Annotated in this window: 9 protein-coding genes and 2 pseudogenes; 8 read left to right on the forward strand and 3 right to left on the reverse strand. The window is 49.4% G+C overall.

The features are described from left to right. Positions 1 to 8 precede the first annotated feature (8 nt). A complete protein-coding gene (gene kdpA / locus JOY44_RS26300; protein WP_171576511.1) occupies positions 9 to 1,709 on the reverse strand; it encodes a potassium-transporting ATPase subunit KdpA in 1,701 nt (566 codons plus the stop codon). Positions 1,710 to 2,041: 332 nt separating this feature from the next. On the opposite strand from kdpA, the gene JOY44_RS26305 reads away from it, so the two are divergent. Together JOY44_RS26305 and JOY44_RS26310 are read left to right on the forward strand one after the other, a co-directional pair. Next, positions 2,042 to 3,145, forward strand: coding sequence for a sensor histidine kinase (locus JOY44_RS26305; RefSeq protein ID WP_171576605.1), 1,104 nt, complete (start codon positions 2,042 to 2,044; stop codon positions 3,143 to 3,145). A 1-nt stretch (position 3,146) separates the two neighbouring features. Beyond that, on the forward strand, positions 3,147 to 3,842 hold the full coding sequence (locus tag JOY44_RS26310; RefSeq protein WP_171576512.1) for a response regulator: 696 nt from the start codon (positions 3,147 to 3,149) through the stop codon (positions 3,840 to 3,842). Positions 3,843 to 3,980: 138 nt separating this feature from the next. Here the strand turns inward: JOY44_RS26310 and JOY44_RS26315 are convergent, their stop codons facing one another. Continuing rightward, a complete protein-coding gene (locus JOY44_RS26315) occupies positions 3,981 to 4,241 on the reverse strand; it encodes a hypothetical protein (RefSeq protein WP_207211229.1) in 261 nt (86 codons plus the stop codon). Positions 4,242 to 4,405: 164 nt separating this feature from the next. Between JOY44_RS26315 and JOY44_RS26320 the strand changes: the two genes are divergently transcribed. From JOY44_RS26320 to JOY44_RS26325, 3 genes and pseudogenes are all read left to right on the forward strand, one after another. After that, a complete protein-coding gene (locus JOY44_RS26320) occupies positions 4,406 to 7,297 on the forward strand; it encodes a DUF2225 domain-containing protein (RefSeq protein ID WP_415881139.1) in 2,892 nt (963 codons plus the stop codon). Continuing rightward, positions 7,294 to 7,692, forward strand: a pseudogene (locus JOY44_RS33100) (tetratricopeptide repeat protein); the annotation flags it as partial. The gene JOY44_RS26320 and the pseudogene JOY44_RS33100, both read left to right, overlap by 4 nt. A 138-nt stretch (positions 7,693 to 7,830) precedes the next feature. Next, entirely contained in the window at positions 7,831 to 9,213 is a 1,383-nt protein-coding gene (locus JOY44_RS26325) for a CHAT domain-containing protein (RefSeq protein ID WP_415881140.1), read from the forward strand. Positions 9,214 to 9,259: 46 nt separating this feature from the next. Here the strand turns inward: JOY44_RS26325 and JOY44_RS26330 are convergent. Next, a pseudogene (locus tag JOY44_RS26330) lies at positions 9,260 to 9,879 on the reverse strand (acetamidase/formamidase family protein); the annotation flags it as partial. 252 nt (positions 9,880 to 10,131) lie between these two features. On the opposite strand from JOY44_RS26330, the gene JOY44_RS26335 reads away from it, so the two are divergent. Genes JOY44_RS26335 through JOY44_RS26345 form a run of 3 tightly spaced genes read left to right on the forward strand, consistent with a single transcriptional unit; the run spans position 10,132 to position 14,610 of the window. Further along, on the forward strand, positions 10,132 to 11,370 hold the full coding sequence (locus JOY44_RS26335) for a hypothetical protein (RefSeq protein WP_171576515.1): 1,239 nt from the start codon (positions 10,132 to 10,134) through the stop codon (positions 11,368 to 11,370). Between the two features lie 51 nt (positions 11,371 to 11,421). Next, positions 11,422 to 13,611 (forward strand): serine/threonine-protein kinase, encoded by a 2,190-nt coding sequence (locus JOY44_RS26340; RefSeq protein ID WP_171576516.1) that lies wholly within the window; start codon positions 11,422 to 11,424, stop codon positions 13,609 to 13,611. Between the two features lie 36 nt (positions 13,612 to 13,647). Then, the gene (locus tag JOY44_RS26345; protein ID WP_171576517.1) at positions 13,648 to 14,610 is read left to right on the forward strand and encodes a PP2C family serine/threonine-protein phosphatase; all 963 of its coding nucleotides are present in this window, start codon (positions 13,648 to 13,650) and stop codon (positions 14,608 to 14,610) included. Positions 14,611 to 14,636 lie beyond the last annotated feature (26 nt).

The raw sequence follows: 14,636 nt of genomic DNA on the forward strand, positions 1-14,636 counted from the left end.
CAAAACTCCTACCCAATACCTTTGGCAATTTGAAATGCTTCTGCAACCGGACCTAATGCCAGCATCGGGAAAAAGGTCAGTGCGCCCAAAATCAGAATTACACCAGCCGTTACTCCAGTAAACAATCCTGTGTCAGTCCTTAACGTTCCAGTCGTTGCAGGGACGGGTTGTTTGCGGGACATGCTATCCGCCAGCAGCAGCAGCGCCACCATGGGAATGTAGCGTCCCGCTAACAGGCTGAAACTGGTACTTAAATTCCACCAAAGGGTGCCATCTCCCAATCCTTCAAATCCAGACCCGTTGTTTGCAGCAGCGGAAGCGTATTCGTAAATCACCTGAGACAAGCCATGAAATCCGGCGTTACTGATGCCTGCTAGTTGCCCTGACGATGCCAGGGTTATGGCAGATGGAATCAAAACGGCGATCGGGTGAACCAGCAACAGGAGAAAACTCGCCAGTACCACTTCCCGTTTCTCAATCTTGCGTCCTAAGAATTCAGGGGTGCGCCCGACCATTAAGCCTGTCACAAACACAGCCAAAATCAAGTAAGCAAAGAGATACGCCGTTCCCGTTCCCTGTCCACCAAACACAATTTGCAAAAACAGATTGGATAGGGTGACAAATCCGCTATTAGGCATCAACGAGTCGTGCATTCCGTTGACGGCACCACACATACTGGCGGTTGTAAACACAGCAAATAAAGCCGACTGCGCCCAACCAAACCGAACTTCTTTCCCCTCCAAATTCGGAGCCTGATCCACCCCCAACAGCGCATTTACAGCAGGATTACCCTGATATTCTCCAACCCCAGCAATAATGATGAAAATCACCAGAATCGCAAGTGGAATGCTGTACACTAACCACGCTTGCTTCAGATTATTGGCAAAGATGCCATAAGTGATGATCATTGAGGTTGGAATAGAGAGCATTGCAACCAGTTCAATTAAATTTGAGAATCCGTTCGGGTTTTCAAAGGGATGTGCTGAGTTAACACCGAAGAAACCACCACCGTTTTCGCCCAATTCCTTGATAATCTCGAAATGGGCAACCGGACCGCGTGCGATCGCCTGACTTATTTCTGGATTTTCCAAAGTCGGCACGATGGCTGACCCTGAAAGCGTTTCCGGTATTCCAGCTGCAATCAAAACAACAGCACCGACAATGCTAATGGGCAGCAGAATTCGCGTAATGGACTGAATTAAATCGACATAAAAGTTTCCCAACGGTTTGCCCGTTAAGCCCCGGATAAAGGCGATCGCCACCGCAATTCCTGTGGCTGCCGAGGTAAACATCATGAAACCCAGAGCCGCAAACTGGCTGAAATAGCTGTAGGTTGTCTCGCCAGAATAGTGCTGTTGATTGGTATTGGTAACAAATGAAATGGTGGTGTGTAGAGCTAGATCCCAGGACGGTGCACCCAATCCAGTAGGATTAAAGGGCAACGCTCCCTGCAACATGAAGATCAGGTAGATAAATATCAGCATCGCCAAGTTGCTATACAGCACTGCCCGCGCATACTGCCAGCCTGTCATTTCTTCTTTGGCTCGAACTCCACTTAACGAAAAAATAGCTCGTTCTACAGGCGTTAGAACCGGATCAAGTAATGTACGCTGTCCCATAAATACACGTGCCATATACCGACTGAAGAATGGCGTAATTGCCACTACGATCAGTAGCGTCAATCCAATTTGAATCCATCCTTGTAACATGAGTCATTTAACTCCAAGCATTGGTGAAAGGGTCGTTGCTCAGTCATCATTCGTTACTGAACCAGTGTTATTAACTAAAGATTCATCACTAAATCTTTCAAAGCCCCCTATTCATTGATAGTGAGAGTCTGATTTAAGAATTACAAGGTGTAGAGCAGCGTTTACTACAATTCATGGATCAATGGCATATCCATAGGACGTAGTGTTTAGAGAGTGTTTAGACAGGTTCTATATCTACAAATATAGATTTACATCTAAACGCAGACTAAGCTGCTTTTTAGATGGTTTTACTTAAAAAGTTCAATGGCTACTTTCCTGACTTCTGGAGTCAAATGTTGCAACTTCAACATGTGTTTCATTCACAGAACTGGCATTTGAGAACATTCTGGTTAGTGGTGGGATTGTTTGCAGTGGTTCTGTCCCTGGAATTTTCAACCCCACCTGATTACGTGTTTGGCTATCTCTACATTGGTCCCATTCTGTTAGCCAGTGCTCACTTGAGCCGCAAAACTACATTCCAAACGACCCTAATTGCTTGTGTTCTCACCTTGATGAATGTTTGGCTGCCAGGGATTGAAACCGTGAAAGCTCCAACGATCGCCAGCCGATTCATTGCAACACTGGCACTGGTCGTAACGGGTGTTCTGAGCGATCGCAACCGCCTCTATCAACAAACCGTTCTGCAACAGCAAGCCAAACTGGAAGCACAGGAAACGTTAGCCAACATTCGGGAGGACTTTGCCTCAGCCCTGACCCACGATTTAAAAACTCCACTGCTGGGGGCAATTGAGACACTAAAAGCATTTCAAAATGGCAGCTTTGGCTCGGTTGAACCCAGTCAACAGAGGGTTCTAGCAACCATGATGCGAAGTCATAAAACAACCCTACAGATGGTCGAAACCCTGTTGGATGTCTACCGAAATGACAATGAAGGCTTGCAGCTTAATCTCGCTCCAATCGATCTGGTTGAGATTGCAGAAGAGGTCAAAGCAACGATGACAGATTTGGCTGCCAGTCGTCGGGTACACCTCTCTCTCCATCATGGAGCATCTGATTTTCGCCAGTTTCTTTGGGTGAAAGGGGATACCCTGCAACTCCAGCGCGTGATGGCAAACCTGCTCACCAATGCCATTAACCACTCCCCTCGTGGTGAACGGGTTGAGGTCATCCTGGAACCAGGTTCCTCTCATCAGACGGTTAAGGTGACAGACAGTGGTGCAGGCATTAAGTCAAACGAGCTTCCCCACCTGTTTGAACGGTTTTATCAGGGACAGAGCGATAGACAGGCAAAAGGATCAGGCTTGGGGCTTTACCTATCTCGGCAAATCGTAGAGGCTCACGGCGGTACAATTTGGGCAGAGAATCGACAAGCCACCGGGGCAACCTTTGCTTTTCGGTTACCCACGTTCCCGTATAACCCTTCCCATTCTGCTTAAGATGGTATCCCCACCGCTCAAGATTCTTTTAGTCGAGGACGATGAACTCTTTCGTCTCGGTTTACGGGTGCGGCTAGAGCGGGAGCCAGGGCTGGAAATTGTGGCAGAGGCAGAAGATGGGGAGACGGCGATCGAAATGGTCAAATCTCACTTGCTCAACATCGTCGTTTTAGATCTTGGACTACCGGGTTTAGGCGGTGTTGATGCCTGTCGGCAGATCAGACAGTTGGCTCCGAATCTCCCAGTTCTAGTGCTCACCTCGCATACACAAAAAGCATTGATTAACCGAATTATTGAAGTTGGAGCACAAGGCTATTGCATCAAAGGTGCACCATCACAGACTCTAATTCTTGCGATTCAATCAGTCGCCGCTGGAGCATCCTGGTGGGATTCTGCCGCTACAACTGAAATTCGCGCTGCCTTTGAAAGTAATTCCAGTGCCATGTCTGCGAATGTTTCAGATAACTCGGCTCCTGTTCTAACGCGGCGAGAACAGGAAATCCTGGCTTTGATTGCGGATGGCAATACCAACCAGGAGATTGCTCAGATGTTATACATTGCGCCAGGAACGGTGCGAGTTCATGTTCATGCCATTTTGCAGAAGCTAGACGTGCGCGATCGCACCCAAGCTGCTGTCATCGCAATTAGAGACAACCTGATTGCTGAAGACCTGCTTTCTGAGACAACCGATTTGTAATTCCTTGCATTAGGGGTCGAGCCGCCATATGACCAAAAAAGTGCAAGATGAGCTGGAAAGCCTTATTTGAATTGAGTTTTAGAGAATCTATTGAAGGCGAGGCTCAGCAGCAGCACTTCTGTGGGAGTGGCAGAAGTGCTACGAGAGAATGGGGCTTTCAACCGCTGACCGAACAAACCCTTGAGCGTCTTTCAACTGCAATAAAGCATCTTGCACATCTAGCGGGTAACGAGTGCCAATGACCTTCCCTAAATCGCGATCGCCGCCCCGTTTTTCATGACGACGATATAAAAGCCGAAAGCTTTGTGCATCCCCATGAAGGCTTTGCTGTACGAGGTGACTATCATCACTTTCGGGCAGGCTTTCGTGAAACGCAGTTGACACAATGAACCCCTGCAAAACACTCCTCCATCAAATTTGGAGTTACGTTTAATTAGACCAGCTCACAGGCAGAAAGGTTCAGGTGATTGATAGAAATTGTGAAATGAGCAGTCCAGTGAGACGGCATATTTTTTGGGTTAGAGGATGATAAATTGGCAGTCACCCCCAAGGTAAGCGTCCCCATGCAACCCGCCCAGACCTTCCGCCTTGCTGTTACGCTACTGCTGACTTCTGGGTTTCCCCTACTTCTCACTCCTGATGTGCTACTCCCTGCTGCCGCCCAAACTATCCCAGATTACGAAGTCTCACGGGAAGGGGATCGGCTCTTTCAGAAAGGCGAACAGCTGTTATTGCAGGGCAAATCAAAAGCTGCCATTCAAACCTTTGAGCAAATCTTGAACTTCAAGAAAGATAACCCCGCCACTCTGGATAAGATAGGCGAGGCATATCTGGGTATGGGACAGTACGATCGCGCCCTACAAACCTTGCAAACAGCTCTCACTCAAGCGCGTAATCAAAACAACGATCGCCAAACTGCCGCAACTCTGACCAATCTTGCCGATGCCCATCGGGCAAAGGGCGACTATGCCACAGCGATCGAATTGACACAACAGGCGATCGCGATTCAAACCCGTCTGAAAGATCATCTGGAATTGGGCAAAAGCCACCTGATTTGGGGTGCGGCGTTGGTGGGCAAAGGCAACAATGACAAAGCTTTTGAGCCGCTGAAACAAGGATTAGATGAGCTGAAACAAGGCACAGAAAACCCTAAATCGCGGGTTTGGGAAGGACGAATTTTAGCGTGGGTGGGTCGGGCGCAGTCGCTGACCAAACAGCCAGAACAAGGTTTGCAGACGATGCAGCAGGCGTTGGTGATCAATCGAGCGATGGGAGATCGCAAGATGGAAGGCACCACGCTATTTTTCATGGGATTAACCCAAATTGAGCAGGAAAAACCGGAACCTGCGATCGACTTTTATCAACAATCCTTGGCGGTGTATCAAACTACGGACGATCGCGCTTCCGTCGGCTATTTGCACAATCACATCGGCATTGCCCATTATCGGCTGAAGCAATATCCCACAGCGTTGACCCATTTCCAACAAGCCTTACAGATACACCAAGCAGGCGATCGCCCCAAGGCAGATATTGCCCAAGTTTGGACTAATTTGGGCGATGCATATAAACAACAAAAGCAATACCCTCAAGCCCAAGAACACTATCAGCAAGCGTTGACCCTCTATCGACAGCTAAAAAATCCGCAGCAAGAAATCCAGGTTTTGAGCAGCATTGGCTATACCTACTTGTTCCATAGCAATGTTCGCCGCTCTCAAGGGGATTATACTCAGGCTGAAACCCTTTCAGAGCAAGGCTTAGCCACCTTTCAGCAACAGTTAGAAGTAGCACGCGGCAATCGCGATCGCCCCCAAGAACTGTGGGCGCTGAAGGCAATCGCCCAAGCTTATGGCAACATTGGGCAGGCGATTCATGGTAGTGGAAACTATGCGGGAGCCGTGAAACCGTATGAGCAATCCCTTCCGATCTGGCAGCAGGCACAAACACTTGCTACAGACCTTAAAGACGCAGAGGCAAGCCAAGAAATCACGCAGGCAATTTTTCAGACGCGGACGGGAATCGTCAATGCTTACAATGCGCTAAATCAATACGCTGAAGCGTTAGAGCAAATGCGCCAGCTGCGTGCTCTGCTCCAAGCGACCGGAAAACCCGATAACGAACAGAGCCTAATCTTCTTAGAACACACGATTTACAATGGTTTAGCCAATCGCCACAACACCCCAGAACAGTACGACAAATTTTTAGACTATTCCCAAAAAGCGATCGCCCTTGCCGAGAAACTCCAGCCTCCTGGCACAGAACTGCAACATTGGGGAGGGATTGCCCAGGTCTACCGGTTTCGAGGGCAATATGCCCAAGCTTTAGCGATCCATCAGCGCGTGTTGGCGCGATCGCGGGAGGTGCAAAATCGTGAACAGGAAATTTTTGCCCTGCTCTCCATCGGCATCATTTATAAAGATCAAGCAAACTATGCTCAAGCACTTGCCTATTACGAACAAGCCCTCCAACTCAGCCGAGGCTACATCACGAAAGAAAGCATTGCCCTAAACAATATCGCCAATATCTACGTTATTCAGGGTAACTACGCGCAGGCATTAGCAATTTATCAAGATCGATTAGCGAGAAATCAAAAAACTGTGGAGCAATTGTCCGCAGGGGTTACTCCCCAAAACATCCGTTGGCTGTGTCAAGAGCGAAATAATTTTCGCAGTGGCAAAGATCCTCAAGCCAGGCCCGGATCTTCTTCACAAGTGTGTGCTACGCCTGATACTTTGCCCACAGGCTATATTTTTGACTCATTCAAATTCAGGATTGCCACCTGGCGAGGGAGTGTGCTGCATGCCGTAGCGACAAATTTTAACAATTTGGGAACTGTATATGACGACCAGGGCAACTACCCAAAAGCCCAGGAACTCTACCAACAATCCCTGGCGATTAACCGTCAGCAGCAGGATCGAGCAGACGAGGCATACAATCTAAATAACTTGGGAGTAGTGGCGCTCAATCAAGGAGATTATGCCAAAGCGACCCAATTGATCCAGCAAGCTCTGAAGATTGCCGTTGTGCAGAATAACCGCAGCGGCGAAATCGCCTATCGTACAAACTTGGGGCAAATTGCCAGCGATCAAGGTAATTATGCAGCAGCTTTGGAAATCTACCAGACTGTTCTAGCTTTAGCACAAAAGATCGGGCAACGCGCCGCTGAAGCAAAAATTCTGGATAACATTGCAGAAGTGCATCGTTACAAAGGCGACTATGCCAAGGCTTTAACCACCTATCAACAAGCGCTGAAAATTCACCAGGAAATTGGGCAACCTACGGGTACGGTGTCGGTGTTGCTGCATCAGGGGGCACTGCACCGTCAGTTGGGTGAATATTCGCTGGCGATCGCTACCCATCAACAAGCCTTGGCAACAGCCCAAAAAATCGGCACAAAACCGCAGGAAGCCGCAGCCTTGCTTGCCTTGCCTCCGATTATCGCGACCAGGGCAATTTAGATGCGTCACTGAAGCACTATCAACAGGTTCTGGCGATCGCTCAAGCCATTGGCAATCGTTATGGCGAAGCCTCCACACTTCAGGGTTTGGGTCGGCTTTATCTCCAGCAAGCCCAACCGGCACAAGCCGCTAGTACTTTCCAGCAAGCCCTGATTGCTCAACAGCAAATGGGAGTCCGTGCTGATGCTGCCGCTACCCTAAGCTTTTTAGGGCAGGCTCAAACTCAACTAGGCAAAGCAACTGAAGCCCAATCCGCTTTGCAGGAAGCCTTAGTCGTTGCACAAGAGGCGGGCGATCGCCCTACACAGGCTCAAGCCCTTAGCCATTTGGGTGAGTTGTTTGCCAAACAAAAACAGCCAGAACTGGCGATCGCTTTTTACAAACAATCGATCAACGTGCGGGAAGAGATTAAGGGTGGGCTGAAAAGTTTATCGCGATCGCAGCAAGAATCTTATACCCAGACGGTGTCTGGCACCTATCGGGCTTTGGCAGATTTGCTCTTGGCACAGGGGCGAATTCTGGAAGCACAGCAGGTGTTGGAGCTACTGAAAATCCAGGAAATTCGCGAATTCACCCGTGAAGTAAAAACCGCTCAATCTGCCGGGATTGCGACGACTGCAAGTGAAGCAAAAATCCTTAAAGAACACGGCAGCCTGATCGCCTTTGGGCAAAAAGTGGAAACCTGCAAACAGAGCCGCTGTGCCCAACTCAGCCAACTTAACGACCAGCAGCAAGTGCTGACTCAGCAATATAACCAAACCGTTACCAGCTTTGAAAAAGAAATCCGTCGGCGCAAATCGGTGGATGATGCCCTGCTCGACCCGCGCAACCTGTCGTCTAAGGCGAAGGAAATTGTAGAATCGCAACCGGGCACGGTGTTGATTTATCCGTTTGTGTTGGAAGACAAAATCTGGCTGCTGTGGGCGGCAAAAGGCGGGATTATCAAAAGTGTGGCGGTGCCCGTTTCCCGAAAACAACTAGGGGAAACCGTGGTGCAATTTCGCCAAGCGGTGCAAAGTCAGAGTCCGGGCGATCGCCAAGCCATGCTCACGACTGGAAAGCAACTGTATGACTGGCTGATCAAACCACTGGAACCGGAACTGAAAGCCAATAAGATTCAAAATCTCGTGTTTTCGCTGGATCGCGTCACCCGCTACATTCCTATGAGTGCCCTGTTTGATGGCGAAAAGTATTTGATTGAAAACTATGCTGTCTCCACCGTGCTTTCTGCCGATTTAACCGATCTGCGCGATAGACTGCCCGCCAGTAATCAAACCTCCATTTTGGCTTTGGGTGCATCTGAGTTTAAAGATAAGGACTACAGCCCGTTGCCGAGTGTGCCTGCCGAATTAAACGCGATCGTCCAGCAAAAATCTCCATCAAATCAATTGAACGGCGGGTTTTCTGGCTCAAAATTTCTCAACCAGTCGTTTAACTTTCGCGCACTGCGAGACAATTTGATTGCCCACAAAATCTTGCACATTGCTACTCACGGCAAGTTTGTCTCTGGTCGCCCAGAAGATTCTTTTCTCGTGTTGGGCAGTGGCGAGAAACTGACTATCCCAGAAATCAAAACCCTGCAAGATTTGAATAATATCCATCTTGTGGTGCTGTCTGCCTGCGAAACGGCGTTGGGCGGTGCGGATCAAGATGGAGTAGAAATCTCTGGACTCAGCTCTTATTTTTTGAGCAATGGTGCCAAAGCTGTGATTGCGTCTTTATGGAGTGTGAATGATGCGAGTACCAGTGTGTTGATGTATGAGTTTTATCGCACTCTGGCTGCTAGCACTGCCAAAAAGCCAATGACCAAGACTGAAGCCTTGCGTCAAGCTCAGTTATCTCTCATCCGCGAGGGTGGAAATTTTGCCCGTCCTTTCTACTGGGCACCGTTTATCTTGATTGGCAATGGGCAGTGAGTAGTATTCCTTGAAAGCAGGGCTGTGATGGGCGCAATCGCAAAACTTACAGCACCGAAGTGACGGGCAAAATCGCCTTGGGCAACAGTCCATGGACTCCTTTTTGGGGACTGTTCACAACCTGGGTAATGTGGAAATTCACCGCCAAACTGCATAGCACGTAGGCTTCTTCCGCAGGCAACCGATGAAGCGCTGCAAAAACTCAATCATTTGCTGGAGCGCGTGTTCAAAGGCATGACCGAGAGTATTGCCAAAGCCCATGGTGATGAAGTCGGTGGCAGTTTCAGCGATCGGAGCGGTCAATGTTAAATCTTTGCGGACGATCAGTTGAATAGTGCCATTCATCGAGGTTTCGATCGCGGTCACATTCACTTCACCATCACCTTGAACAGCATGACCATCGCCGATTGAAAACAGGGCTCCTGGCACAAAGATCGGCAAAAATAAGCGTGATCCTGCCTGGAGCTGGCGATTATCAATGTTGCCACCGTAGAGTCCGGGCGGAATAGAAGACCGATCATCCTCCGTTGCCACGCCCAAAATGCCAAAAAATGGCTGAAGCGGTAGCCGAATGCCAGTGTCAGGCGGAAACTCAGCAATCCTTTTCTCTAAATCTAGCGGGATGAAGCGCAGGGCAGCTTGAGTGAACTGCTGGGGCAAAGCGCCCATCATCTTTTGATATTTGTCCTTGCGGATTGCGTGTATTGCTTCAGATCCTCGAATTCTGGAATTAATAGAGTTTTCAGTGAAGATACGGCTATCCATAAATAGAGATCGCCTTTAAATGGATACTTTGCAATTTAGAAGATGGCTTAAAAGGTAAAGCTGTTGCCCTATTGCTGCTTTCTGTAAATTAGTGACTTCTCAGACACACTCTTAGGCACTCAGGAAACTTTATGGGTAAATCAATGGAAACAGATGGTCATTACTCTAAACTCCAACAAACAAGTGATACCCGAACGAATTGAGCAGCTACTAGCAGATTGGAAAATGCGGTTAGACCTAGCAAGCCAGAATATGCTTGCCCTTCAGGGGCTGACCACCTATCAACGGTTGGCAGGTGAAGCCGGGTTCCCAAAGACACAACTAACTGGGACTACTGCAATACAGGTTGCTGCTGCCCTTGATGCCATGAACCAGGTTTTTCAGTATTTTGATCTGCTGCTGGCAACGATTAGTCGGGCAGCAGCATTATACAAGCAAGTTCCGCGATTTCTTGGAAGTGATCAAAAGCTGCAAGCAGTTGAAGAGTTGTTAATCGGGCAATCCATTCAGTTGTCCGTTGTACAGGTTCCCTTGGCGCAACGAAGTTTGTTAAGCGCAGCGGAAACCACCTGCACAGTGACACCAGATAACCTTCTGGCAATGATGACCCTTACCTTTGAAACTGCCAGAGATACGATTTTGGCGATTGATGTTGCCTGGTCTCACTTAGAACTAACTCTTTCCCGGGTGGAAGCCGAGATTCAGCCCTTACGGCAGCAGGTGAATATGTTGGGAGGGAATAACCTGATTGACTTAAGAGTAATTCAGCAGGAGATCGCACCACTCCGAGATCGGGTTACGACCGATCCGTTAGGAGTGAAAGATGAGTTTGAGCAGCAAATCCAGCCGTTAATTGAGCGAGTTAAGGATAGTCTGAATCAGGTCTTGCAGCAGCACAATCAGATCCAGGATGGATTGGCGATCGCTCACACGTTGTTGCAGAATCTTACAGAATTAAACCAGCAAGCACATACAGCCTATGCTGAAAGCTTAGAGAAGGTAAGGGATCACTCCGGCTTACAACCGCCTCTATCAGCAGATCATTTGGATGCCCTATGCCAGTGGTTATCCCGCTTGGAAACCCGATTTGCGGAAGGATTAGTCAATCCGATCCAAGTGGGTTTAGAAAATTGGACTGCAAATGTGAAAGCCGCGATCGCGATCGAACAACGTGCCGTCAGTGCCAATTGCTATCCTCTGGAAACTCGTCGCGAACTCCGGGGACGGTTAGCGGCACTGAAGGCAAAAGCCTTGGCGCGTGGACGGGCGGAAGACCCAATTTTGGCTGACCTCTCTGCCCAGGCAAAACAAATCTTATATACCCGCCCGACTGACTTAACTAAAGCGATTGAGTTGGTGACTCAGTACGAGAGGCACCTGAACGATCGCTAACTGAAATCAGAACCAGATCACTCAACCCTCTACCCCTTACTCGGATGAACTATGAACGAACGTTGTCAACGCCCTGCCTGTACTGGAACCCTTGAAGATGGTTATTGCGATGTCTGTGGATTGGCGGCGGTTAGGTCGCTCATTAGCCAGAAACAGACGACAACGCCCACAGGTCGAAGTGCACCCGTCACCACTGGAACTGGGTCTTCCCCTTTAACCAATCGATCTAGAGGCTCTCGCCGCACAGGTTCCACGTCTGCCCGCAGTAGCCGCAAGCAGCTAGGCGCAGGGCTAGTTTCAATTCCAGAATTGCCGTCTACAGAACCGGAAAAACTGATTCTGGTTGAGCCAAACGTGCCGGAGAATAAGCGGTTTTGCGGCAATTGCAACAATCCGCTTCGCCGTGAAAAAGGCTTTTGCAGTAAGTGTGGACAGAAGTATTCCTTCAGTGCAACCCTGAATCCAAAGGATTTAATTGCAGAGCAGTATGAGGTCAAGGGCGCGATCGCCTACGGTGGGTTGGGCTGGATTTACCTGGGGTTTGACAATACGCTGTCTCGCTACATTGTCTTGAAAGGGTTGCTCAACAGCGAAGATGCCGCCAGTGCCGCTGTTGCGATCGCTGAACGTAAATTTTTGGCATCGGTCAAACACGCCAATATCGTTGGCATCTATAACTTCGTGAATCATGGCACCGAAGGCTTCATTGTCATGGAGTACGTCGGTGGCAAGACACTGAAGCAGATTCGCAAAGAACGAGGTCCATTACCCGCAGCCGAGGCGATCGCTTACATCCACCGCATTTTGGGAGCCTTTGCTTATCTACACTCACAAGGATTGGCTTACTGCGACTTCAAGCCCGATAACGTCATGCTGGAAGACAACGATGTCAAGCTGATCGACATGGGCGGTGTGCGTCGGATTGATGATCCTGATGGCGACATTTACGGCACCGTGGGCTACAGTGCGCCTGAAGCAGGGGAAGGTCCTACGGCAGTCTCCGACCTCTACACTATCGGGCGAACTCTGGCAGTCCTGTTGTGTGACATCAAAGGCTTTGGTAGCACCCACCAATACAGCCTGCCCAGTCCTCAAGAAGAACCGCTGTTTGCTCAGCAGGAATCTCTCTATCGATTTTTGTTAAAAGCCACAACCGAAAAACCAGATGACCGCTTTCAATCTGCCGACGAGATGGCAGATCAACTGCTGGGCGTATTGCGAGAGGTCGTTGCCCTAGAAACCAGTACACCCCGTCCGACTACCAGCAGCCTATTTGGCGGAGATTTGCTCGCCCTCACTGCCGCCAATGATTTTGCTCCCATCAAGCCGGAATTCCGTCATCTGCCAATCCCGCTTCTAGATGCCACCGATCCAGCGTTTAATGCGGTTATGAACGCCAGCGCGATCGCTGACCCAGAGCGACGCGTTGAGAACTTGATCCAGGTAGCCGATCAGTATCCCAAATCGAAGGAAGCTCTGCTGCGTCTGGCAAATAGCCTGATTGACCTGGGTGACAATGATAAGCGGGTGGAGAAATTTCGGGTGGAGCAAGTTCTGGCTCAGGTTGAGGAGAACGACCCCTGGGACTGGCGGATACTTTGGTATCGGGGGCGATCTCGGATGGCAGAAGGCAAAGCCCAGGAGGCAAAGAAAGCGTTTGATCAAGTCTACTTTGACCTACCTGGAGAACTGACACCCAAACTAGCGATCGCCATTGCTGCCGAGCAAGCTCGTGATTTTTCCTTCGCCATTCAAATGTATAACCTGGTACTTCGCACCGATCCTAGCTACGTTTCCGCTGCTTTTGGACTGGCACGCTGCCTGGTTCACAAAAACGATCGCAAAGGCGCAGTCGCCGCTCTAGAACAAGTGCCCCAATCCTCTAGCCTGTTCACGCGATCGCGGGTTGAAGTTGCTCGCATTCTCACTAGTCGGGACAGATCCGAACCAGGCATGAACGAACTGAAGAATGCTGCCACGATTGTGGAAGCAATCACTCTAGAAGGGATGGAACGCCATCAATTGAATAAACAAGTCTTAGAAACCGCATTGCATCTTCTCACCACCAAAGCACTCCCACCAACATCCACAGTCACTATTCTGGGACAGCCCCTAGAAGAAGTGAAGTTACGCTTGGGATTAGAAAAAGTTCTGCGATCGATGGCGCACTTGACTCTAGGTGACGAAAAAATTCAATTGGTCGATGAGGCAAATCGTATCCGCCCCAAAACATTGTTTTAGAGACCAATCATCACTAACCCATGACGAATCACGACTATGCAATGTCCTAACTGTAATGGTTCTATCCTGTCAGATGATCGCTTCTGTGAGAATTGTGGTGTACCCTTGATCGCCGAGTCATCGCCCCCGACAGCCTGTGCAAAATGCGGCTCCAGTGACATCGATGCTGAGGATTATTGCGCTCAGTGTGGATTTCGCAACGCTCCAGTCTCTAGTGCCATCCCCAACGATCGCATCGAACTGGCAGTATCGCCACGATTGGCAGGAGTTAGCGATCCGGGACTCAAGCACGATCGCAACGAAGACTACATTACTCTGCAAACCCTGAATGACGACCATCATATCCTGGTTGTGTGTGATGGGGTGTCAAGTTCCCAGACTCCAGAATTAGCAGCAAAAGCAGCAGTAGAGGCGACTTGTCAACATCTAGTAACGGCTTTGCCAGCGGGTGGAGAGTCGGAACTGGCGATGAATGGCGCGATCGCCGCTGCATTGAAAGCAGTTTGCGCCATTCCTTATCATCAACAAGACGATGGCGACCCGCCCTCCACTACAATCGTTGCAGCAATCGTTCAGACAAACAAAATCACAATTGGCTGGCTCGGTGACAGCCGCGCTTATTGGGTTGCTGCCGACACTATCCAACAATTAACTCAAGATGATTCCTGGATGAATGATATGGTTGCGTCTGGCAAACTCTCTGAAGCCGAGGCAAGGCAATCTCCCCACGCCCACGCCATCAATCGCTGGCTAGGAGCAGATGCCAGAGAAAATGCAACTCCTTCGATCGCCACGTTTACGATTCCTGGGTCTGGCTACCTATTGCTATGCAGCGATGGGTTGTGGAACTACACCCCTACTGCCAGCCAGCTTGCAGAATTGGTGCATCGCTATGTGGCTCCTGATGCCATTGTGCTTTCCCGTCGATTAGTCGAGTATGCGAGATCGCAAGGCGGACGCGATAACATCACTGTTGCAGTTTTGTCATTTCTAATTTGATATTCCCAATCCCTAAACCCTTTCTC

It is taken from the genome of Leptolyngbya sp. Cla-17 (assembly GCF_016807185.1).
GTDB lineage: Bacteria > Cyanobacteriota > Cyanobacteriia > Leptolyngbyales > Leptolyngbyaceae > ULC077BIN1.

What these genes read in the sequence shown, in the direction of transcription:
- JOY44_RS26320 (WP_415881139.1), top strand. Translation starts at nt 4,406, where the DNA reads ATGCAACCCGCCCAGACCTTCCGCCTTGCTGTTACGCTACTGCTGACT.
- JOY44_RS26340 (WP_171576516.1), top strand. Translation starts at nt 11,422, where the DNA reads ATGAACGAACGTTGTCAACGCCCTGCCTGTACTGGAACCCTTGAAGAT.
- JOY44_RS26305 (WP_171576605.1), top strand. Translation starts at nt 2,042, where the DNA reads ATGTTGCAACTTCAACATGTGTTTCATTCACAGAACTGGCATTTGAGA.
- JOY44_RS26335 (WP_171576515.1), top strand. Translation starts at nt 10,132, where the DNA reads ATGGTCATTACTCTAAACTCCAACAAACAAGTGATACCCGAACGAATT.
- JOY44_RS26345 (WP_171576517.1), top strand. Translation starts at nt 13,648, where the DNA reads ATGCAATGTCCTAACTGTAATGGTTCTATCCTGTCAGATGATCGCTTC.
- kdpA (WP_171576511.1), bottom strand. Translation starts at nt 1,709, where the DNA reads ATGTTACAAGGATGGATTCAAATTGGATTGACGCTACTGATCGTAGTG.
- JOY44_RS26310 (WP_171576512.1), top strand. Translation starts at nt 3,147, where the DNA reads ATGGTATCCCCACCGCTCAAGATTCTTTTAGTCGAGGACGATGAACTC.